General features: G+C 69.3%; 18 protein-coding genes. 8 read left to right on the forward strand and 10 right to left on the reverse strand.

The window, feature by feature from the left end; genetic code table 11:
• Window positions 1–84: 84 nt before the first annotated feature.
• From ACWEWT_RS26900 to ACWEWT_RS26910, 3 genes are all read right to left on the reverse strand, one after another.
• Window positions 85–1,059, reverse strand: a complete 975-nt coding sequence (locus ACWEWT_RS26900) for a TIGR03557 family F420-dependent LLM class oxidoreductase (RefSeq protein WP_452563006.1) — start codon at window positions 1,057–1,059, stop codon at window positions 85–87.
• 138 nt (window positions 1,060–1,197) lie between these two features.
• Window positions 1,198–1,977 (reverse strand): DUF72 domain-containing protein, encoded by a 780-nt coding sequence (locus tag ACWEWT_RS26905; protein WP_452563007.1) that lies wholly within the window; start codon window positions 1,975–1,977, stop codon window positions 1,198–1,200.
• Between the two features lie 183 nt (window positions 1,978–2,160).
• Window positions 2,161–3,036: an alpha/beta fold hydrolase gene (locus tag ACWEWT_RS26910; protein ID WP_452563008.1), complete on the reverse strand. Its 876-nt coding sequence runs from the start codon at window positions 3,034–3,036 to the stop codon at window positions 2,161–2,163.
• Window positions 3,037–3,114: 78 nt separating this feature from the next.
• On the opposite strand from ACWEWT_RS26910, the gene ACWEWT_RS26915 reads away from it, so the two are divergent.
• A complete protein-coding gene (locus ACWEWT_RS26915) occupies window positions 3,115–3,891 on the forward strand; it encodes a helix-turn-helix transcriptional regulator (protein WP_452563009.1) in 777 nt (258 codons plus the stop codon).
• A 100-nt stretch (window positions 3,892–3,991) separates the two neighbouring features.
• Complete coding sequence (locus ACWEWT_RS26920) at window positions 3,992–4,816, forward strand: YceI family protein (RefSeq protein WP_452563010.1); 825 nt, start codon at window positions 3,992–3,994, stop codon at window positions 4,814–4,816.
• A 35-nt stretch (window positions 4,817–4,851) separates the two neighbouring features.
• Here the strand turns inward: ACWEWT_RS26920 and ACWEWT_RS26925 are convergent, their stop codons facing one another.
• Window positions 4,852–6,066, reverse strand: coding sequence for a flavin-dependent oxidoreductase (locus tag ACWEWT_RS26925; protein WP_452563011.1), 1,215 nt, complete (start codon window positions 6,064–6,066; stop codon window positions 4,852–4,854).
• Window positions 6,063–6,542 (reverse strand): hypothetical protein, encoded by a 480-nt coding sequence (locus ACWEWT_RS26930; RefSeq protein WP_452563012.1) that lies wholly within the window; start codon window positions 6,540–6,542, stop codon window positions 6,063–6,065. Before ACWEWT_RS26930 ends, ACWEWT_RS26925 begins: the two co-directional genes overlap by 4 nt.
• 193 nt (window positions 6,543–6,735) lie before the next feature.
• Here ACWEWT_RS26930 and ACWEWT_RS26935 point away from each other — a divergent pair, with 193 nt between their 5' ends.
• The 4 genes from ACWEWT_RS26935 to ACWEWT_RS26950 all read left to right on the forward strand — a co-directional run bounded on the left by ACWEWT_RS26935 (window position 6,736) and on the right by ACWEWT_RS26950 (window position 10,179).
• Window positions 6,736–7,821, forward strand: coding sequence for an NAD(P)H-dependent amine dehydrogenase family protein (locus tag ACWEWT_RS26935; RefSeq protein ID WP_452563014.1), 1,086 nt, complete (start codon window positions 6,736–6,738; stop codon window positions 7,819–7,821).
• Window positions 7,811–8,326 carry a carboxymuconolactone decarboxylase family protein gene (locus ACWEWT_RS26940; protein ID WP_452563015.1) on the forward strand — a complete coding sequence of 172 codons (516 nt, stop codon included), beginning with the start codon at window positions 7,811–7,813 and terminating at the stop codon, window positions 8,324–8,326. The genes ACWEWT_RS26935 and ACWEWT_RS26940 overlap by 11 nt, the downstream gene beginning before the upstream one ends.
• A 242-nt stretch (window positions 8,327–8,568) precedes the next feature.
• The gene (locus tag ACWEWT_RS26945; RefSeq protein ID WP_452563017.1) at window positions 8,569–9,048 is read left to right on the forward strand and encodes a hypothetical protein; all 480 of its coding nucleotides are present in this window, start codon (window positions 8,569–8,571) and stop codon (window positions 9,046–9,048) included.
• Window positions 9,049–9,450: 402 nt separating this feature from the next.
• Window positions 9,451–10,179 (forward strand): phosphodiesterase, encoded by a 729-nt coding sequence (locus ACWEWT_RS26950; protein ID WP_452563018.1) that lies wholly within the window; start codon window positions 9,451–9,453, stop codon window positions 10,177–10,179.
• 405 nt (window positions 10,180–10,584) lie between these two features.
• Here the strand turns inward: ACWEWT_RS26950 and ACWEWT_RS26955 are convergent, their stop codons facing one another.
• The 3 genes from ACWEWT_RS26955 to ACWEWT_RS26965 all read right to left on the reverse strand — a co-directional run bounded on the left by ACWEWT_RS26955 (window position 10,585) and on the right by ACWEWT_RS26965 (window position 12,647).
• Window positions 10,585–11,280 carry an NUDIX hydrolase gene (locus ACWEWT_RS26955; protein ID WP_452563020.1) on the reverse strand — a complete coding sequence of 232 codons (696 nt, stop codon included), beginning with the start codon at window positions 11,278–11,280 and terminating at the stop codon, window positions 10,585–10,587.
• A gap of 52 nt (window positions 11,281–11,332) precedes the next feature.
• Window positions 11,333–11,977: a transcriptional repressor LexA gene (gene lexA / locus ACWEWT_RS26960; protein ID WP_452563021.1), complete on the reverse strand. Its 645-nt coding sequence runs from the start codon at window positions 11,975–11,977 to the stop codon at window positions 11,333–11,335.
• 76 nt (window positions 11,978–12,053) lie between these two features.
• Entirely contained in the window at window positions 12,054–12,647 is a 594-nt protein-coding gene (locus ACWEWT_RS26965; protein WP_452563022.1) for an NADPH-dependent FMN reductase, read from the reverse strand.
• A gap of 715 nt (window positions 12,648–13,362) precedes the next feature.
• On the opposite strand from ACWEWT_RS26965, the gene ACWEWT_RS26970 reads away from it, so the two are divergent.
• Window positions 13,363–14,943 (forward strand): Na+/H+ antiporter, encoded by a 1,581-nt coding sequence (locus ACWEWT_RS26970; protein ID WP_452563024.1) that lies wholly within the window; start codon window positions 13,363–13,365, stop codon window positions 14,941–14,943.
• A gap of 158 nt (window positions 14,944–15,101) precedes the next feature.
• Here ACWEWT_RS26970 and ACWEWT_RS26975 read toward each other — a convergent pair whose 3' ends face one another.
• Complete coding sequence (locus tag ACWEWT_RS26975; protein WP_452563025.1) at window positions 15,102–15,431, reverse strand: plasmid stabilization protein; 330 nt, start codon at window positions 15,429–15,431, stop codon at window positions 15,102–15,104.
• A 128-nt stretch (window positions 15,432–15,559) separates the two neighbouring features.
• Window positions 15,560–16,072 carry a MarR family winged helix-turn-helix transcriptional regulator gene (locus ACWEWT_RS26980; RefSeq protein WP_452563027.1) on the reverse strand — a complete coding sequence of 171 codons (513 nt, stop codon included), beginning with the start codon at window positions 16,070–16,072 and terminating at the stop codon, window positions 15,560–15,562.
• Window positions 16,073–16,166: 94 nt separating this feature from the next.
• Here ACWEWT_RS26980 and ACWEWT_RS26985 point away from each other — a divergent pair, with 94 nt between their 5' ends.
• Window positions 16,167–18,248, forward strand: coding sequence for an MMPL family transporter (locus tag ACWEWT_RS26985; RefSeq protein ID WP_452563029.1), 2,082 nt, complete (start codon window positions 16,167–16,169; stop codon window positions 18,246–18,248).
• The last annotated feature ends 156 nt before the right edge of the window (window positions 18,249–18,404 follow it).

Consider the following 18,404-nt stretch of genomic DNA (forward strand, 5'->3'; position numbering starts at 1 on the left):
ATACCCGGACGGCGCCGATCGAATCGCCGATCCGGCGAAATCGCGGTCTGTGCCGGGTACCGCGACCTACCGGCTCCACGCCCGTCAGACCGGTTGCGGGGTCAGTTTGCGCAGGGGTTCGTCCAGTTCCGCGCGGAAGAAGTCCAGGAAACCGTCCGGATCGGGCCCGGCGTTCTGCATCACGAGATGGTCGAATCCGGCATCCACGAAGGGCTGGGCGACGTCGAGATAGCGTCGCGGGTCCGGCCCGCAGGCGAACCGGTCCACTATGTCCTGCTCGCGTACCGTCGACGAGGCCGCCTCGAAATTCACCGGATTGGGCAGTTCGCTCATCACCTTCCAGCCGGTGAGCGCCCAGCGCGTGGTGTCCAGCGCCGCCGCGGCGGCGGTGTGTACATCGGGCGCCCAGGCCATGGGTACCTCGGCGTAGCGCGGCCCCGCGCCGCCGGCCGATTCGTAGCCGGCCACCAGGTCCGGCCTAGGCTCGGTGGCGAAGAGTCCATCGCCCACTTCCGCGGCGAGTTCGGCAGCATTGTTCCCGCCCGCGGCCACCGCGATGGGTGGTTGTTCCGCGGGGAGATCGAAGATACGGGCGTCGGACAGTTTCAGGTACCGGCCGTCATAGGACCGGTATCCACCGAGCCACAGCAGCCGGATGATCTCCACCGCCTCCCGCAGCAGCTGGTGGCGCCCGGCCACATCGACCGGGAAACCCTCACCCACGATGTGCTCGTTCAAGCGCTCACCGGAGCCGAGGCCCAGGGTGAAGCGGCCTTCGGAGAGCAGCGCGAGCGTCGCGGCCGCCTGCGCGATGATCGCGGGGTGGTACCGCACGGTCGGGCAGGTGACGCCGGTGGCGAGTCCGATCCGCTCGGTCTCCGACGCGATGGCACCGAGTACCGACCAGGCGAAGGGGGAGTGGCCCTGATTGTCCAGCCACGGGTGGAAATGGTCGCTGATCTCGACGAAATCGAACCCGGCGGCCTCGGCGCGAACGGCCTGCCGGACCAGTTCGGTGGGGCCGAATCCTTCGGCGGCGAGCTTGTAGCCGATCTCCATGGTTTCCTCCGAACACTGTGGTCGTCGATGGGCACCGCGAGTCCGGGTTCGCGAGCACGCGACGCCGGACAGCCGCGCGATACCCGAACGGTCCCGCGAGAAACCCGGAGATCCGTCCCCGCGGCCACTGCCGCCGCGTCAGGCCGGGGCCGCCCGGCCGAGGGCGGTGGGTGTACGCGTCACGGTGGCACCGATCTCGGTCGCGATGGCGGCGAACGCGACGGCGTCGCGGACGGCCGCCCCGCCGGGATCGTTGTTGAAGTAGACGAATACGTCGTCGCGGGCGCCCCAGGTTCCGGTCAACCGCTCGGCCCAGGTCCGCAGGGCGCGCGGACCGTAGCGAGGCAGCGGACGCGCTCGGCCGCGATGCAGGCGCAGATAGCCCCAGTCGGTGGTCCGCCACTGTGGTGTCACCGGATGCGATCCGGTATCGGCCCAGCAGAGCGCGGCCCGGTTGTCCTCGAGTACGCCACGGATACGCGGGGACCACCACGATTCGTGCCGGGGTTCGACCGCGACCCGGATACCGTCCGGGAAACAGCGCAGACAGGTATCGAGCAGGACCGGATCGGCCCGCAATGTCCCGGGCAGCTGTAGGAGCACCGGTCCGAAGCGCGATCCCAGTCCCGCGGCGCGGTCCAGCAGTCGCGATACCGGTTCCCCTGGGTCGCGCAGGCGTTTCATATGTGTCAGGAAACGACTGGCTTTGACGGCGACGACGAAATCACCGGGGGTACGTTCGCGCCAGGACGCGAAGGTCTCCCGTGCCGGTAACCGGTAGAAGGCGTTGTTGTTCTCGACGGTCGCGAAATTCGCGGCATAGTGTTCCAGCCACAGCCGCTGCGGGCATCCGTCCGGATAGAGGACGCCGCGCCAGTCCCGGTACTGCCACCCCGAGGTGCCGATCCGCAGTGTCATCGCCGGTCCGCCCGGAATTCGGACGCCGCCGCCCCGGTCGCCCGGTGAATCCGCCCGCGCCGGGCCGCGGTCCGGTCGCTTGTCCGATCCATACGCGGCGGCTACCCGGGATGTCCGCACTCATACCTGCTCGCACAGTTCGGCGAGTGTTGGCCGGTAGCCGGTCCGGTACGGGGCTCGCTGTCACAGTGCGGGCCGCGCCAGCCAGTGGCGCAGCGCCTCGGTGACCTCCGCGGGTCGCTGTTCCATCAGGAAGTGGTCGGCGTCGATACACACCAGTTCCGCGTGCGGGATATTCCGCGCCAGCTCCAGCGCCGTGGTCATCGGGATCGCGGGGTCCCGGATACCCCAGACGATCGTGGTGGGGCAGGCGATCTCCCGCAGCCGCGCGCCCAGTTCCGGGCGCACCCGCACCTCGTAGCCCGACCAGAAATGCGCGTACCAGCGCCGTCCGCCGGGGGTACGCAGGAAGCCGAGGTCCTGTTCCGACCGCTGCGGGGTGAAGGTCCCGTTCCGCAGGTACCGGCGCAGGCCCCAGCGATGTACCGCGTGCAGCGCCGGCGTGGTGATCAGGCGCCGTCCGAGACGCCGCCGGGCGGCGACGGTGAACACCCCGAACAGCAGTGCGTACGGTGCGACGAAAGTGCCGTGGGCGCGTGAGTTGAGGACGGCCAGCCGCCGGACCCGGTCGGGATGGCGCTGTGCGAGACCCAGTCCGAGGAAGCCGCCGTAATCGTGGCAGGCCAGATCGACCCGGTCGAGCTCGAGGGCGTCGAGCAGGCGCGCGATCCGGTCGACCTCGCTGTCGTAGTCGCACGACAGAGCGGTATCGCGGGCCGAATCACCCCAGCCGAGCCAGTCCGGTGCGATCACCCGCCGGCTCTCGGCCAGCGGTCCGATCTGGTGTCGCCAGGCCAGATGCGATTGCGGCCAGCCGTGTAAGAGGACCAGCGGGTCCCCGGCCCCCGCCGCGGCGTAGCACAGTCTCGCTCCGTCCACGGTGGTCTCGTACGACACCGGAGATCGGTTCGCGGCGGGGTCGATTCGATCGGTGGTCATCGCTGCCTCCTGAGAGTGGTCCGCGGTGGGTATCGCGTTCGAACCGCTGGTCGATCACGCGCCGGTATCGTCGCGCGTATGACCCTGTCGGCACTTCCGGAAACGTGCGCCGCGCCCGCGTCGGCGGCGCGTCTGTGGGTGCGGCTGGGGCATGCCGTCTATCTCGGTCCCGGGCTGGGCCTGGCCCCGCATTCCACCGCGATCCCTTCGCTGGGGCTGGGTGTGGACGCGCCGTTCCGGGTCCGCGCCGGGGAATCGGTGGACCTCACCGCCCGCAGTTTCCTGTTCCGCGCCCGGGTGGTCCACCATCTGGTGGAGACCGACGGGCGGATGCTGTTCTGCTTCTTCGATCCGACCAGTGCCCGGATGACCCGGTGTCTGGGCGGTATGACGGCCGTGGCCGCCGGCTACCCCTACGCCCACCGCCACGAGGACGAACTCGTTGCCCTGTGCCGCGCGCCCGATCCGGATATCGAACGGATCCTGGCGCTGGCCAGCGTGCCGCTGCCGGCGATCCGTGACGCCCGGATCGCCGCGGTGGCGGCGGCGATCCGGGCCGACCCCGCGCATCCGCACCGGGCCGCGGACTGTGCGCGCGGCGTGGGGCTGTCGACCTCGTATTTCCTGCGCACCTTCGCCGCGCAGACCGGGACGAGTTTCCGCCGCTATGTCCAGTGGGCGCGGATGGTGCGAATCGCGCGTTCCCACGCGGCGGGCCACGATATGACCCGGGCGGCCGCGGACGCGGGTTTCGCCTCGCCGTCCCATTTCAGCGATACCTTCCGGGCGATGTTCGGGCTCACTCCGTCGGCCTTCGTCCGGATCGGCGGTGCGCTCTCCATCATCGAGGGATGAGGCCACCACCTCTGTCGGCGGTTCGGTGGCGTGGGTATATTCGGCATCGGCAACTAGTTGCTTGTGCTAATCAACTCTGAGTGGTGAAAAGGTGATGCTCATGTCCGGTGTGACCGGCCGCATCCAGGGCGCCGACGGCTGGCCCGTACCCGAAGCGGTGCTGACCGTGACGGATATGCGCGGTCGGCAGATCTGCCGCGCGGTATCCGATGAGAACGGAGTGGTCTCCACCGAGCCGGTCCGTCCGGGTGTGCACACGGCCGTGATCACCGCCGCCGGGTATCAGCCCGCGGCCCGGGCGGTGCAGATCTCGTCCTCGGGGTCGGGCCTGCTGGGCGATATCGCGCTGGTGCCGGTGGTGGACGCCGTCGCCCTGCCGCCGGCCGGTCCGTGGACCATCGATCCGGTGCACTCCTCGGTGATCGCCACCGCGCGTCACCTGGGTATCTCCAGTATCAAAGCCCGGTTCGCCGAAGTGAGCGGCCGGCTCGATATCGCGGACCGGTTCGAACAGACCACCGGGTACGCCGAGATCAAGGCCGCCACCATCGATACCGGTATCGAGATGCGCGACACCCATCTGCGGTCCAGCGATTTCCTCGATGTCGAGAACTATCCGCTGATCTCCTTCACCAGCAACGGGCTCAGCCGGACCGGCGGCGATACCTGGGTGATGGCGGGTGAGCTGTCGCTGCACGGGCAGCGCCGCGCGGTCGATCTCGCGCTGACCTACGGCGGGTTCGGCCCGGATCCCTGGGGAGGGATCCGGGCCGCCTTCCACGCCGAGACCACTCTGCGGCGTGACGATTTCGCCATCGACTACAACGCGGTGGTGCGCGCCGGTGTCGCGGCGATCGGGACCACGGTCAAGATCGATCTGGATATCCAGGTGGTGCAGGGGGAGCAGCTCCCCGAATCCGCGTAGCGGTTCGCGCGGCGGTGGCCGGCCCGGCGTGCCGGCTACCGGACCGCGCTCGTCCGGCGGTATCCGTCGCTGATCGCACGCAGTTCCGTATCGGTCAGCACATCCTCGATACGAGCGAAGCCCGCCGGTGCCCGCTCCGCCACCATGCGCAGCGTCCGGTCCATCGGGATATCCCGGTTGGCGAGCACCACGGCGTTGGCCTGTTCGCGCCGTGCCGCTTCGTAGGCCGCCAGCCCGGCGACCGGATCGCCGGCGTCCGCCAATCCGGCGGCCACCGCGCGGGCGTCGAGGATCGCCTGTGAACCGCCGTTGGAGCCCACCGGATACATCGGATGCGCGGCGTCGCCGAGCAGGGTGACCCGGCCGAAGCTCCAGCGTGGCAGCGGGTCCCGGTCCACCATCGGATACTCCAGCAGGGTTTCGCCGGCGGATATCAGCTCCGCCGCGTCCAGGCCCGCGATCCGCCAGCCGCGGTAGTGCGGCAGTACCTCGTCGAGGCGCCCGGCGCGCGTCCACTCGGCCTCACCCTGTGTGTCCTGCGGTATCCGAACCTCGGCGACCCAGTTGACGAGCACATCGTGACCGGGCGCGGCGGTGGTGAGCGGGTAGGCGACGAGTTTGGCCGCGTGGTTGCTACCGGCCATCAGCATCGACGTCCCGCTGAGGAAACGCGACGCGGTCGCCACCCCGCGCCACATCCGGATTCCGTTCCAGCGCGGCGGTCCCTCGCCGGGGTACAGCAGTGCCCGCACTCCGGAGTGCAGACCGTCGGCGCCGATCACCGCATCCGCGGTCAATTCGACGGCGCTCCCGCTGTCGCGGTCCTCGACGGTTACGCGGACCGACCGGTCCTCCTGGGTGGCTGCGGTGAAAAGGTATCCGGTGCGCACTGCACCGGGACCGAGTCGCGCGAGCACCGCGTCCAGCAGTAATGCCTGTAGCCGACCCCGGTGCACCGAATACTGCGGCCACCGGTGCCCGGCCGCGAGTCCGCGCGGTTCCCGCCAGATCTCGTTGCCGAATTTGTCGTAGTGCACCAGTTCGGAGGTGGCGACCCCCGTTGCGGCGAGTGCGTCGTGCAGGCCGAGTTCGGCCAGGGCGCCGGTGGCGTGTGGCAGCAGATTGATGCCGACCCCCAGCGGGCGCAGGGTCTGCACCCGGTCGATCACCTGGGCCTCGATCCCGGCCGCGTGCAGGTGCAGGGCGGTCGTCAGCCCGCCGATCCCGGCGCCGACGATCAGTACCTTCACCGGTCCGCGTCCAATGGGACGTAGGCGGGGTTGAAGCGCTCGTGCAGATGTGCCACCACGGTGGACCCGTGGTCGCTGAGCACACTTTCCTTGTACGCGCAGGGCCGGTCTTCCTGGTCCCCGGTCACCGGCCACCGGGTGACCCCGGCGCCCAGTACCGTGCGTGCCAGGTGGCGGTGGGCGGCGGCCAGACTGTGGCCGATGGGTAGTCGTTCGTCGGTGAGCAGGGCGGTGAGTTCGTCGTCGGTGGCCACTACCGCGACACAGTTCCACGAGACCGCCGCACCGTCGCTCGTGGTGAGGGTCGAGCGGCGGACGACCACGGGATCGGAGTCGGCGCAGCGCAGGGCCGCCCGTACCGTGGGGTCGAGGCCGCGGCCTATGGTCAGGTGCTGATCGGTGAGGTCGAGCGCCAGCGGGCGGCCGACCAGCGCCTCCAGTAGTTTCGTCATCGAGCCGTCAGCGCGCAGTAACATCCGGGTAACCGAAGGTAAATCGGATTCCGTTGTGTCCGTGAGGAATTCCGTCACCAGGTAAACGATACGGGTGTGGGTCCGGTGCGGCATTCCCGCCGGCGGAGATATCGGCCACCCGGCGAACGATCAGGTATCGCCGGCGAAGCTGCCGGAATCGCCCCCTTCACAACCAAGCGCTTGTTAGACTCCGGCGATGATCTCGACGGTCGTCTGGGGGACCGGCAATGTGGGCCGCGCCGCCATCCGGGCGGTCGACGCCCACCCCGCACTCGAACTCCGTGCTGTCCTCGTCCACGATCCCGCCAAAGCCGGCCGGGACGCGGGCGAACTGGCCGGACTGGACCGGGCGCTCGGCATCGCCGCCACCACCGATATCGACGCGGTACTCGCGAGCCGTCCGGGCGCGGTGGTGTACGCCGCCTCCGGTGAAATCCGGCCCGACGACGCCCTCGCCGATATCGTCCGCGCGATCGGCGTCGGCGCGGTCGTGGTGACGCCGGCGCTGTATGCCCTCTACGACCAGCGCAACGCACCGCCCGAGATGCGCGAGGCAGTACTGGCCGCGACCGAATCCGGTGGAGGTTCGCTGTTCGTCTCCGGAATAGACCCGGGCTGGGGCAACGATGTGCTGCCACTGCTGGTCAGCGGTCTGGGCAGCGTCGTGGACGTGGTGCGCTGCCAGGAGATCTTCGACTACTCCAGCTACGACCAGCCCGATTCCGTGCGCTACCTCGTGGGTATGGGGCAACCGATGGATCAGGTGCCGCCCATGGTGGCACCCACCGTTCCGACCATGGTGTGGGGCGGTCAGGTGCGGCTCATGGCCCGGGCGCTCGGGGTCGAACTGGACGAGATCCGGGAGACCGTGCGGCGGCTACCACTGGAAACCACCGTCGAGACCGCGACCATGGGCAAGTTCGAGGCCGGTACCCAGGGCGCGATGCGCTTCGAGGTGCAGGGGATCGTGGCCGGGGAGCCCCGGATCGTGGTGGAGCACATCACCCGCATCCATCCCTCGTGCGCACCCGAATGGCCGGCCCCACCCAACGGCGAGGGCGCCCACCGGGTGATCATCGAAGGACGCCCGCGGATCGAAGTCACCGTGGAGGCCACCGACGAGGGCGGTAACTACGCTGCCGGCGGTAACGCCACCGCGGTGGGACGGCTGGTGAGTGCGATCGACTGGCTGGTCGCGGCCGGGCCCGGCCTCTACGACGCGCTCGATGTGCCGCTGCGGCCCGCGGCGGGAAAGCTGGGAAGGAACGGTCATGAGAGTTGACATCCCCGAAGGCAAGGATCCGATCGGCTACGTCTGGGGCGAGATGGTGCCCGGGATCGGTGTCGCCGCGTCGAACTTCTCGTTGGCGGTGTACTCGCACACCACGCTCGGTCTGCGCGAATTCGAGGCGGCGCGGTTGCGGATCGCCCAGATCAACGGGTGTGTGTTCTGCCTGGACTGGCGTACCGAACGCGACGGCGTAAAGGTGGAGGAGGGATTCGACACCGCCGTCGCCCAGTGGCGCGATACCGATGTGCTGGACGACCGGGCGCGGCTGGCCGCCGAATACGCCGAACGCTACGCCGTGGACCATCACAACCTCGACGAGGACTTCTGGTCCCGGATGACCGCGCACTACAGCCAGGCCGAGATCGTGGAACTGAGTATGTGCCTGGGCTCCTGGCTCGCCTTCGGCCGACTCAACCATGTGCTCGGACTCGACGCGGTCTGTGTACTTCCGGGGCATGCGACCCCGAGCGCGCCGGGGGCCCGTCCGGGCGCCTGAGATGCCCGAGCGGGATCATCGCGATGAATCGCGGCGCGCTGGGTAATCGGCGGGGATGAAAACGCGAGACCGAGTGCGGGGCGGACCGATGCGCGGGGTCCGGGCGATCGACCCGGTGGGCGACGGCCGGGCCGCACCTCGAAAGCGGCACGGCCGCGGGCGGACCGCCCGATGAGACAGTTGTGTTGTGACGGCGGTGAATTGGTGCGCCGTATGGTCGACGTCCCGGAGAGAGGCGCCCGGTGAAACTGCATATCGTCATCGAGGAACTACAGTTCTCCGAACGCGAACTCGCCGGTGAACTGTCCGCGGTCGCGATCCGGCACCGCGCCGAGTACGAGATCCACCATACGGCCCAGGATCTGGCGGTCCGGTCGCAGGACCATCTGCGCGAACTGGACGCGCTCGCACCCCGTTTCGGGGCGGCCGCGGCGCGTTATCGCCGCCACCGGTGGGCCCGGCTGCCCCGCGGTCACCGGTGGCGCGGAACGGCCGGCCGGACACCGGACCCGGGGTTGCGACTGCTCCGCGACCTGCGCCGGCTGCATCAGCTCGCGGCCGGGGTCTCGGTCGACTGGGAACTGCTGGCCCAGGGTGCGCAGGCGGCACGTGAACCGGAGCTGCTGGACCTGGCCGCGCAGTGCCACCCCGGTACGCTGCGGCAACTGCGCTGGACCAACGCCATGCTGAAGGCGCTCTCCCCGCAGATCCTCGCCGGCTGACGACCCGCCGGCACCGCACAGCGCGGTATCGCGATCATCGACGGCCCCGGCGGTGCGGGTCGCCGCGCCGGCGAGCCCGAATGCCGTGGTCACATCGTCGTACCGGCCGCCCGATCCCGGTGGGCGGTCGGGGCGATCCTGTCGAGTATGCCTGTGTGATCACGGCCGACCCGGGTAGCCGCGTGCCATGGCTACTATCGCTCTCTTATCCGAGGAACGTATCGCCGCGCCGCTACGGGCGGTCGTAACCGGCGCCGATTCGTCTGCCGGCCGCGTGGCGGCCCCGGTCGGCGGGTGCCGATACGGGTATCGCCCATCGCTCGGCCGGCGCCGCGCCTGCCGAAGGATCGGCCCGGGTCGCAGATGGTGGCCGGTGTGCGCCGGCGGAAGGCGGGACCGGCGATGACCGATCACACTCCGGCTGGTCCGCTGTCGGTGCTGGTCCGTGGCGCCTTCGATACCGGCGCCCGGCTGCGGCACGCTCGCTTCTTCCATCCGCGCGGTATCCGCCTGTCCGGCCGGTTCCACGCCGAACCCGAATTCGAGCCGCTGTTCGGCGCGGGCGAACGCGCGACCATCGCGCGGTTGTCGAAGGGTGTGGGAACACCCGGTGGGGTGCCGGATATTCTCGGTCTCGCCTTCCGGGTACTCGACCGCGACGATAAACCCTGGGATTTCGCGCTGGCCACCACGGGGCAGAGCACGGCGGTCCGGTGGACACTGACTCTCGCTCGCGGGTGGGACAGTGCGCGCTACGGCAGTCTGCTGCCGTACCGATGGGGCGCGTCCGGCCCGCTCTGGGTCCTCGCGGAACCGGATCCCGGACAACCCTCGACCACCTCGCTGACGGTATTGGCGCGGCACGTACACGAGCACCCTGTCGGTTACACCCTGTCCGTCGCCGGGTTCGGGCCCGGCCGCCGGAAGGCCGGGCATCTGCTGCTGCGCGCAGCGGATCCGGGCGAGCACTGGACCGATTTCTACGACCCGGTGCTGAACCATCCCGCCGAAGTGGCGCTGTTACCCCGGCAGGTTCAGTGGCTCCGGGAATCCGCCTACGACGGCAGCCGCCGCGGCCGCGGCGTCGAGGACCGGCAGACCGGCCGGGTCGAGGTGAGCCCGCCCCGGTGACGGCCCGTTCGAGGAAATCGGCGATCACGGGTTTGCCCGGTGGCGTCCGGAAAGGACGCGGAGATGAACGGAACCGAGGATCCGGGCCGGGAATCCGCCGATATCGCCGAGTGGGCGAGCGGTGCGATCCCCTCGACCGGCGAGCAACTGGACGAGGACGAACTGGCCGCCGACTCGCTGGAGGAGGCCATGGACCCGCCCGACGACTGGTCGGCGGCCGATCGTTACGCCACACCCCCAGGGAACAGCGAGCCGGGGATCCGATGGAGCGGCGGCTCCCGGAGGAGGAGCCCGATATCGTGCCGGAGTGGTAGCGATCGGCGACTGGACCGGACGTCCGGCGGGGTATCGATCGGTCCTGAACCCACCAGCCGATCCCGGTGCGGCGCGTCGGCCGGCGACCGGTCAGTGGTGGGTCCAGTCGGGTTGGGCGAAATCGGCGACCCGGGCCGCCTTCGGGTCGCTGCCCAGTAACACCACTTCGCGGAACTGCCACAGCATCGCGCCGGTGGGGGCGTGGATGGTCATACCCGGGCCCAGCCGCATCTGCAGCAGACCGGGCTCCCCGGGCGGCGCGTCGATCGCCGGGCCCGCGGTGTGCATCCGAGCGGAGTCCCGCAGCACCCAATGCGGGGCGTCGTCGGCGGCGAGGCGATCGAAACCGGCCCGGTGCACCGAATGGACCTCGTCCGGGCTGGGCTGTAGCCGGGTGATATCGGACAGGGTGGCGACCAGGGGAGTGATGGCGAATCCCGATGCGGCCGGGAAGTCGTCGAGGGTGCCGAGTACATCGCCGGGTTCCATCGCGAGCCCGAGCTCTTCGTGCAGTTCGCGCAGGGCGGCCTGCTGCGTGGTCTCGCCGGGTTCGACCCGGCCGCCGGGCAGTGCCCACTGCCCCGCGTTGCGGCCCCGGTAAGCGCGTTTGATGACCAGGACCGCGAGCGAACCACCGGTATCGACCACGCACAGCACCACAGCGGCCCGGCGCAACCCCTCGGTATCGGGCACCACGACCCGGGGGAACACCGCGAGCCGGGCCCGCGCCAGCGTCCGGAAATCGTCGAGGTCGTGGGGGACCCGCGGTCCCGGATCTGCGCCCATACGTTCGATCATGCACCATCGACCCGGTGCCGCCGGGCGGCGGGCGCCGGGTTCACATCCGCCGCATCACCGAGACCACCTTGCCCAGCACCACCGCGTGATCGCCGTCGATCACCTGATATGCCGGATTGCGCGGTTCCAGGAACACGTGGCCGGCCCGGCGGCGGAACACCTTGACCGTCGCCTCACCGTCGAGCATCGCGGCGACGATCTCCCCGGTCTGCGCGTCGGGCTGGCGACGGACCACGACGATATCCCCGTCGCAGATGGCGGCGTCCACCATCGAATCCCCGCGCACTCGCAGTCCGAATACGGTGCCGCGACCCACGAGTTCGCGGGGGAGGGTGAGGACGTCGTCGGTGTGTTCGTCGGCGAGTATCGGTGTGCCCGCGGCGATATCGCCGACGACGGGTACGGCTACCGCGTCCCGGTCCGGCCGGTCCTCCGTCCCGGCGTTCAGGAACAACCGGATATCCATCGGCCGGGAGACCCCGTCGCCGCGACGCAGGAAGCCCTTCTCCTCCAGGCTCTTCAGATGTTTCGACACCGAGGACGACGACCGCAGTCCCACCGCCTCGCCGAGCTGCCGGGTATTGGGCGGATAGCCGTGACGCACCACCCATTCCTGTATCGCCGCGAGAATCCGGCGCTGGCGGTGCGGCAGTGTCGAGGTGTCGAGGTGGTCGTATTCGGTCACCGGAACATCGTATGACCAGGCGTGACGGCAGCTTCCGCGGTATCGGTCACCGAGCGCCGGACGGTTCGGCGCGGACTCATCTGCCGCCGTAGGGCCGGACCGCACGGGCGGTCCGCAGTGCCTCGCCCCACCAGACGAGCTGATCGAGCAGGGTGGTGACCGCGGTATCGGCACCGTCGCCGCCGACCAGCGCACCCGCTTCGTCGCGCTGACTCCAGGGATTGTGGAAGCTCACGGTCTCCCGCACGGTGACCGCGTGCAGCTCGGCGAACACCGTCCGGAGGTGTTCGGTCGCGCGCAGGCCACCCGATATCCCGCCGTAGCTCACGAAACCTACGGGCTTCGCCTGCCATTCGGCATTGTGCAGATCGATGAAGTTCTTCAAGGTGCCGGGATAGCTGTGGTTGTACTCGGGGGTGACGACCACGAAAGCGTCCGCGGCACCCAGGGTTTCCCGAGTTCCGGTGAGAGCGGCGGCCGGGGCGCCGAAGGTGTGCGGTAGTTCGGTGGCCGCGATATCGACGGTGACCGGCGACAGATCCGCCCGGCGCGCGGCCCTGGCCAGGAACCAGTCACCGACTGCCGGTGCGAAGCGGCCGTCGCGGCTGCTGCCGATGATGACCGCGACGCGCAGGGGCGTGGTGCCGGATGCGGTGGTGGTGCTGTCCATGTTTCCTCCAGTGTGTGCCGGGCGGCCGATGCGCCGCTCCGGCACCTACTCTGGTTCCTCAACTATTGTTGAGGTCAAGTGCATGTCCGAGTGAACCTTGCGACCGATTCGGCGGGGCTCGGTGATCAACTCACCGCGATGACTGCAGACCATGAGCTGCTCCGAAACTACCGCAGCCTGTTGGGTGGCGAATCCGGCGACGTAGGTGGTGGCGAACAACTTGCTGATGGACCCGGCCGCACTTGACGATTCGGCGGCCGCGGCGCAGTTGCGATCGGAGTTCCCGGACTGGAAGGTGTTCGTAGAGAACGTGATCGGTTCTCTCGCGAGTTCTCTGCCGCGGTTCTCGGCCTGCTCGGACCGTCGATCATTCGATTGGGAGTGTCGTCGGATCGCTCGGGGTCCGCGGCGTTCAGCTTCCTTACCGTGTGGCCCGGCCCGGTTTTCGAACCGCGGCTGCCCGCAGGGTGTGTGTACTCCACTGCGGGCGTGTTCTGGGTCGCTGAACCGGATGTGCCCTACGCGGTGACCTGAGTTCTGAATTCTGGGTGATCGATAACGGAGCGTGTCCGACCAGAAATCAATCTTCTGATGTTCGGTGGTTGGCTGACGCGGCCGGTCCGCCGGCCAGGTCAGTACCTGTCCAACTACCTTTCCGGCGTTGTTCGGCATTGCGCGTGACCCGGAGCGCTCGGTGGCAGCAGACTGAACGGTCGTGGACCAGTTGGTGCTGACATTCGTGATCCTGTTCGCCGCGGTACTCGCCGAAGCGATCGGACGGCGGATCGGTATCGCCTCCGCGGTCCTGATGACGCTGTTCGGTTGCGGGCTCGCCCTGGTCCCGTTCGTTCCACAGATCGCGATCCCGCCGCATCTGATCCTGCCGCTCGTCCTGCCCCCGCTGCTCTACGCCGCGGCGCGACGCACCTCGTGGCGGCAGTTCGCGGAGAGCTGGGAACCCATCGTGCTGCGGGCTGTGGGACTGGTTCTGGCGACCACCGCGGCGGTGGCCGCGGTGTTCCACGCGTGGTTTCCGGGTCTGCCGGTCGCCGCCGCCGTCGTACTGGGGGCGATTGTGGCGCCACCCGATCCGGTCGCGGCGACCGCGCTGGCCGGACGGCTGGGACTGCCGCGTCGATTGGTGGTCGTTCTCGGTGGGGAGGGGCTGTTCAACGATGTCACCGCGATCGTTGTCTACACAGTCGCCGTACAGGCGGTTCTCACCGGGCAGTTCTCCACACCGCGCGCGGCGCTGGAGTTCGTGGTGTCGGCGGTGGTCGCGATCGCGGTCGGGCTGGTTCTGGGCATGGTGGGTAGTCGGCTCACCCGCTATCTGGCCGAGGCGAGCTGGCAGGTGGCCCTCAGCCTGCTGCTGCCCTTCGCGGCCTACGGACTGGCGGAGTCCTGGGGCGGCTCCGGGGTGCTGTCGGTGCTGGTGTGTGCCCTGTATCTGACCGATGCCGTCACCGAATTCGGGGACGCCGACTATCGCGTGGTCGGCAATTCGTTCTGGGAGATCACCGAACTGCTGATCAGCGGTTTCGCCTTCGGCCTCATCGGGTTGGAACTGAGCGCGGTGCTGGCGGCGACCGGCGACAGTTGGCCGCAGTTGCTCGGCGGCGCGGGCGTGGTGGTCGCCGTGGTGGTGGTGCTGCGGCTCGGCTGGCTCATGACGACCTTGTGGTTGCGCACGAAACTGTGGCCCGACGAGGAGGCCGACGAGCCGCACACCTGGCGGGAGACCGTGGTGACCTGGTGGACGGGTATGCGCGGGGTGGCCACGGTGGCACTCGCGCTTGCCATTCCGCTGTCGACCGATGCGGGCGCGGATTTCCCGGGGCGGACCCAGATCCTGTTCACCGCGTTCGCGGTGGTGCTGTTCACGCTGCTCGTCCAGGGGCCGACCCTGCCGCTCGTCGTCCGGCTCACCGGGGTGCACTCCGACACCCGGGCCGAACGTCTGCTCGAGCGGCAACTGTGGGAACGAGTGGTCGAGGCGGAACTGGCCCGGCTCAAAGAGTTGTCGGAAGCCGAGCACGTACCCGAGGAACTCTACGAGCGGCTCCGCGAGGGCATCCGGCGGCGGCTGGCCCGGGCCGACCCGGAAGCTGCCGACGAGGACGCACGCGCCCAGGCCGAGCGGGACGCGCGCATGGTGGTCGCGGTGAAACGTATCCGTGCCGAGGTCACCGAGGCCGGTCGGCGGGAGGCGCAGGCCGCCCGCCGCGAACCGGGTATGCCTCCCGATCTGGTGGACCGTGTCACCCGGCGCCTCGACCTCGGGCCGGGCAGATGAACACGGCCGCGACGGGTCCGGGTCGGTGCCGTATCGCGGATGCAGATGAGATCTCGCGGGAATACGTCCCGCCACGGTCGGGCGCGAGCGACACCGACGCACTGTGCACCGTGGCCGTGACCCGGGCCACGGCACCACAGCGGCGGTGGTGATCGGACCTAGGACCGGCCCAGCGCCTCGGCCAGCTCGTTCTTGGTCATCTTCGAACGGCCCTTGATATTGCGGCTCTTGGCCTCGTTGTACAGCTGGTCGCGGGTGCGGCCCTTGGGTTTGTCGGTCCCCGAGCGCAGGCCACCGCGCCGCTGCGGCGAGATATCGCGGGTCGAGGATCGGCTCGCGGTTTTCGACCGACCGGACTGGGCGCGGTTCTTGTTGACGGTGCGCGCACCGATCTCCTTCGCCCGCTTCGTACCGGCCCCGCGCTCCTCCGCGGAATCCTTGATGTGCTCGTACTGCCGTTCCTCTTTGCCGGTCCATTCCTTCGGCATGACACACCTCCTGTCTGCCCGGCCGGATACCCACGCAAGGCCGGGGCAATCAGCATGCGGTGGTCCACCGCGGGTCGCTGGGCGGCGTACCCGCGAGCGAGCCGGTATCCACGGAGACTTCCGCCGGGTCATCCGCCGGCCGACTCCTGGGTCAGGGCGAGGTGGTGGTCGCGCATCGCGGAGACGACAGCGGAGAGCACCCGGTGGGCGGCGGCGAGGTCGGCGGTGGGCAGATCGGCCAGCGCCCCGCGGGTGCGCGCGCCCAGTGGGCGAAAGAATTCGCCGGCCACCGACATGCCGTGGTCGGAGTAGTGCAGCAGTACCCGCCGGCGGTCGCCGGGATCGGTTTCGCGGTGGATATGGCCCGAAGTGATCATTCGTTCCACCAGGTAGGTGATCGCCGCCGGTGAGAGACCCATGAGTTCGCGCAACTGCCCGGCCGTGAGCGGTCGGCCCTCGGCTTCGGCGGTGGCGATATGCATGAGTGCGCGGAAATCGTTGCTCCGGAGCGAATGCGAATGCGCGAAGAGGTGCCCGATCTGTTCGGAGACCGCGGTGAGCGCGCGGATATCGGTGGCGATCGCGGTTTCGGCGTCGTCGCGGCGCCCGGTGCCGGCCTCCTCCGCTGGTTCGTTGGTCACCTGCGACGTCCTTTCCGTGTTCCCGCTCGCAAGAGTGTAGGTGCCCGGGCTGTCAGGATTGCCAATTATTTCAGTTTCTGAAATAGTCGGCCGTGTGAATGCCTGGGAACGTTTCGCCACCGTGGTCACCGGTCGCCGCTCATGGGTACTGCTCGTCGCCGTTCTCGCCGCCGCCTGCGCGGTGATCATGGGCGTCGGCGAGAACAGTGACGCCGGGCAGGCTCCCACCTCGCTACCGCAGAACTCCGAAGCCGCGCAGGTGGAGGCCGCGGTGGCGGAGTTCCCGGGCGGCCGCGACGCGCCCGCGATCCTCGTGATCACCCGGACCGACGGCGCCGCACTGACCGAGTCCGACCGCGCGGCGGCCGCGAAAACCGTCCAGGAGGTCTCCGGTGCGGGTGGGGACGCACTCATGGTCGCGCCGGACGGTAAGGCGGCACTCGGCCGCGCGACGGTTTCGGCCGAACTGAGCGGCGAGGATCTCACCACCGAGATCGAGCGGTTGCGTGAATCGGCTGCCCAGAACGCACCCCCCGGTTTGACCGTTCAGATCACCGGCGGTCCGGCCTTCGGAGCCGATATCGCCGACTCCTTCGCCGGTGCGGATGTGACATTGCTGGCCGTCACCGCTCTGGTGGTCGCGCTGCTGCTGATCGTCACCTATCGCTCGCCGGTGCTGTGGCTGGTGCCGCTCCTGGTGATCGGCCTGGCGGACCGGACCGCGACCAGTATCGGTACAGCACTCGCCCGGGTCACCGACCTCTCCTTCGACGGGTCCACCTCGGGCATCACCAGCGTGCTTGTCTTCGGTGCGGGAACCAACTACGCGCTACTGCTCGTATCGCGCTATCGCGACGAATTACACGGGCACAGCGATCATCGCCGCGCCCTGCACGAGGCGGTCCGCCGCGCCGGACCGGCGATTCTCGCCAGCAATGTGACCGTGGTACTCGCGCTCTGCACGCTGCTGCTCGCCACTCTGCCCAATACCCGTTCACTCGGGCTCATGGCGGCCGCCGGGCTGCTCGTGGCGGTGCTCTTCGTGCTGCTGGCGCTCCCGCCCGCCCTGGCGCTGTGCGGTCGGAAGATCTTCTGGCCCTTTGTTCCTCGTGCGAGCGCCGACGGCACCGCGGCCCACGGGGTCTGGCATCGGATCGCCACCCGGGTGGTGGCCCGGCCCGCGGCGGTCGCGGGCGGTGCGATCGTACTGCTGCTCGTTTTCGCGGCGGGTCTGACCGGCGCGGATATCGGATTGTCCCAGACCGAGCAGTTCCGGGTCCGGGCCGAATCGGTCGACGGTCTGGACACTCTGGCCGCCCACTTCCCCTCGGGTGCTTCCGATCCCACGATCGTCCTCGCCGAGCACAGTGCCGCGGCGGCGGTGCGGCCCGCACTGGAGGGCGCCTCGGGCGTCTCCGGCGTGGTGCCCACCGGTAGTCACGACGGGGTGGACCGGTGGATGGTCACTCTCGAGGCGGCTCCCGAATCCGAGGCGGCCTACACCACGATCGAAGAGTTGCGGACGACACTGTCCGGAATTCCCGGCGCGGACGCCCTGGTGGGCGGTAGCGACGCGAAAGCCCTCGATACGCGCGATGCCGCCCGCCACGATCAACTGCTGGTGATACCGCTCATCCTGGTGGTGGTGTTCGCGGTGCTGCTCGTCCTGCTGCGCGCGCTGCCCGCGGCGGTCCTGCTGATCGGCGTCACCGTGCTCAGCGCGCTGGCGGCACTGGGTCTGGGCAGCCTGGTGAGCACGCACCTCTTCGGGTTTCCGGCGCTGGATACGACCGTGCCGCTGTTCGGCTTCTTGTTCCTGGTGGCGCTGGGTATCGACTACACCATCTTCCTGGTGACCCGGGCGCGCGAGGAGACGCCGGGGCACGGCACCGTCGACGGTATGGTCCGCGCGGTCTCGGCGACCGGTGCGGTGATCACCAGCGCCGGGATCGTGCTCGCCGCGGTGTTCTGTGTCCTGGGTGTCCTGCCGCTGATCACCCTCACTCAGCTCGGCATCATCGTCGGTATCGGAATCGTGCTCGATACGTTCCTGGTGCGTACGGTCGTCATACCCGCCCTGTTCGCCCTCGTCGGCCCGAAGGTGTGGTGGCCCAGCGGCTTCGCCGATGGTGCGCCCGAAACGCCCCGCGCCGAACTCGCGGAACAGCGGCAGTAATTCGCCGCCCTCTCGTCCGGAGGGCGTGTGTCGTGGCGATCCGGCGGACTCTGTCCGCCGGATTTCCGGGCGTCCGCGGAGCCGCCCGATCGTGGTTCGGCTCCTGGCGTATTTGCCGGCCGAACTCGAAAGGTGTCTTTCCGCAACGGATTCCGG

Source organism: Nocardia sp. NPDC003963 (genome assembly GCF_053605105.1).

Excerpts from the sequence above, each read along its gene's own strand:
- ACWEWT_RS26905 (WP_452563007.1), bottom strand. The coding sequence starts at position 1,977 with ATGACACTGCGGATCGGCACCTCGGGGTGGCAGTACCGGGACTGGCGC.
- ACWEWT_RS26935 (WP_452563014.1), top strand. The coding sequence starts at position 6,736 with ATGATCTCGACGGTCGTCTGGGGGACCGGCAATGTGGGCCGCGCCGCC.
- ACWEWT_RS26920 (WP_452563010.1), top strand. The coding sequence starts at position 3,992 with ATGTCCGGTGTGACCGGCCGCATCCAGGGCGCCGACGGCTGGCCCGTA.
- ACWEWT_RS26940 (WP_452563015.1), top strand. The coding sequence starts at position 7,811 with ATGAGAGTTGACATCCCCGAAGGCAAGGATCCGATCGGCTACGTCTGG.
- ACWEWT_RS26955 (WP_452563020.1), bottom strand. The coding sequence starts at position 11,280 with ATGGGCGCAGATCCGGGACCGCGGGTCCCCCACGACCTCGACGATTTC.
- ACWEWT_RS26915 (WP_452563009.1), top strand. The coding sequence starts at position 3,115 with ATGACCCTGTCGGCACTTCCGGAAACGTGCGCCGCGCCCGCGTCGGCG.
- ACWEWT_RS26910 (WP_452563008.1), bottom strand. The coding sequence starts at position 3,036 with ATGACCACCGATCGAATCGACCCCGCCGCGAACCGATCTCCGGTGTCG.
- ACWEWT_RS26930 (WP_452563012.1), bottom strand. The coding sequence starts at position 6,542 with ATGTTACTGCGCGCTGACGGCTCGATGACGAAACTACTGGAGGCGCTG.
- ACWEWT_RS26950 (WP_452563018.1), top strand. The coding sequence starts at position 9,451 with ATGACCGATCACACTCCGGCTGGTCCGCTGTCGGTGCTGGTCCGTGGC.
- ACWEWT_RS26965 (WP_452563022.1), bottom strand. The coding sequence starts at position 12,647 with ATGGACAGCACCACCACCGCATCCGGCACCACGCCCCTGCGCGTCGCG.
- ACWEWT_RS26975 (WP_452563025.1), bottom strand. The coding sequence starts at position 15,431 with ATGCCGAAGGAATGGACCGGCAAAGAGGAACGGCAGTACGAGCACATC.
- ACWEWT_RS26900 (WP_452563006.1), bottom strand. The coding sequence starts at position 1,059 with ATGGAGATCGGCTACAAGCTCGCCGCCGAAGGATTCGGCCCCACCGAA.